This is a genomic window from Streptomyces bobili (assembly GCF_002154575.1).
Lineage (GTDB): Bacteria > Actinomycetota > Actinomycetes > Streptomycetales > Streptomycetaceae > Streptomyces > Streptomyces bobili.
The window spans coordinates 1-1,837 of the sequence record NZ_MUBA01000712.1; the positions used below are offsets into that span (position 1 = coordinate 1).

Here is a 1,837-nt window from a genome sequence, read left to right on the forward strand (position 1 = left end):
GGACGACGACCCCCGCCGCCGTCGCCAGATGCAGATCCGGTCCCGCGGCGGCGGGGGTCGTCGTCCTGGACACCCGGCTGATGCGCGGCTGGGAGCTGGTCCCGGCCGGGGGCGCCGATGAAGTGACCCTGCCGATAAGGGAGTTCAGCAGACCGGCGGGGCACCTCCAGGACGAGCTGTTCTGAGGCGTCCCCGGCCGGACGAGTTCGACCGCAACCGCCTCCTCACGAGCGGGTGCCGTGCCTCCGGCAGCGTCCGGCTTCCTCAGGCAACTCCCAGGAACACTCAGGGTCTTCCACCGCGGAGTCAGGCACTCCGCCGGCCCGTTCCGGCCGCGGAACCGGGGCATACGCGGACGGACGGGCCGCTCCGGCGCCGCCCGCACCCCGCTTTCCTGAGAGCCCGCTGTGTGTTTCTCAGGGAAATCACAGACAGGGGAAAGCGTGCTCTCAGAGGACCCCGACATGGTGTCCTCCATGACCACGACCTCGCCCCAGGGGCGCACCGAACTGCTGAGGCCGGACGGGAGCCCCGTCCGCGTGCTGGTGGTGGACGACGAGTTGTCGATCACCGAACTGCTGTCCATGGCCCTGCGCTACGAGGGATGGCAGATCCGCAGTGCCGGCGACGGCACGGGCGCCATCCAGACCGCCCGCGACTTCCGGCCCGACGCCGTCGTCCTCGACATGATGCTGCCGGACATGGACGGGCTGACCGTCCTCGGCCGGCTGCGCCGTGACCTGCCGGACGTCCCCGTCCTGTTCCTCACCGCCAAGGACGCCGTCGAGGACCGAATCGCCGGCCTCACCGCGGGCGGCGACGACTACGTCACCAAGCCGTTCTCCCTCGAGGAGGTCGTGGCCCGGCTGCGCGGGCTGATCCGCCGCTCCGGCGCCGCCGACCGCCGCTCCGAGTCGGTGCTCGTCGTCGGCGACCTCACCCTCGACGAGGACAGCCACGAGGTCTCGCGCAGCGGCGACAACATCCACCTCACCGCCACCGAGTTCGAGCTGCTGCGCTTCCTCATGCGCAATCCGCGGCGGGTGCTCAGCAAGGCCCAGATCCTCGACCGCGTGTGGTCCTACGACTTCGGCGGCCAGGCCAACGTGGTCGAGCTGTACATCTCGTATCTGCGCCGCAAGATCGACGCGGGGCGCGAGCCGATGATCCACACGCGGCGCGGCGCCGGTTACCTGATCAAGCCCGCCGCGTCATGAGCGGGCGACGACGGCCGCGTGCGCTGAAGCGAGCAGGCAAGCCCCGCAAGCCCCGCACCCTGCGGACCCGGCTCGTCGTCGCGTCGGTGGTGCTGATCGCGGTGGTCTGCGCGGTGATCGGCACGGTGACGACACTGGCCCTGCGGTCGCATCTGTACGAGCAGCTGGGCGATCAGGTCGTCGACGCGGGCAAGCGGCTGTCGGGACCTCCGTTCGGCAAGGACGGTGAGCAGAACCTCCTCGTGGAGGACCGGGTCGACCTCTTCGTCACCCACGGCCCGACACAGGAGAAGACCGTGGCCGCGGAGGTCGCCGCCGACGGCACGATCTCCAAGGCCGCCGTCGCCGTGCGGGTGTCCGACGACATCCGTCAGCAGATGAAGGCCACCCCGCTGACCGCGTCCCAGCGCGCCGCGTTCGAGGGCGTGTCCACGACCGGCACGAACACCGTGACCATTCCCGGCCTCGGCGACTACCTCGTGGCGTATGCGCACGGCGACGACGGCTCCGGCTACTACGTCGCCCTGCCGACCGCCGCGGTCGACAGCACCGTCAACACGCTGATCCTCGTGGAGATCAGTGTCACCGCCGCCGGTCTCGGCGCCGCCGTCATCGCCGCC

Annotated in this window: 1 protein-coding gene and 2 pseudogenes; all 3 read left to right on the plus strand. The window is 70.8% G+C overall.

Features of this window, described 5'->3' with window-relative positions; all coding sequences use genetic code 11:
- Positions 1 to 185 (plus strand): annotated as a pseudogene (locus BZL64_RS40020) (hypothetical protein); the annotation flags it as partial.
- A 291-nt stretch (positions 186 to 476) separates the two neighbouring features.
- Positions 477 to 1,217: a response regulator transcription factor gene (locus BZL64_RS36565; protein WP_167396258.1), complete on the plus strand. Its 741-nt coding sequence runs from the start codon at positions 477 to 479 to the stop codon at positions 1,215 to 1,217.
- A pseudogene (locus tag BZL64_RS36570) lies at positions 1,214 to 1,837 on the plus strand (two-component sensor histidine kinase); the annotation flags it as partial. The gene BZL64_RS36565 and the pseudogene BZL64_RS36570, both read left to right, overlap by 4 nt.

Excerpts from the sequence above, each read along its gene's own strand:
- BZL64_RS36565 (WP_167396258.1), top strand. The coding sequence starts at position 477 with ATGACCACGACCTCGCCCCAGGGGCGCACCGAACTGCTGAGGCCGGAC.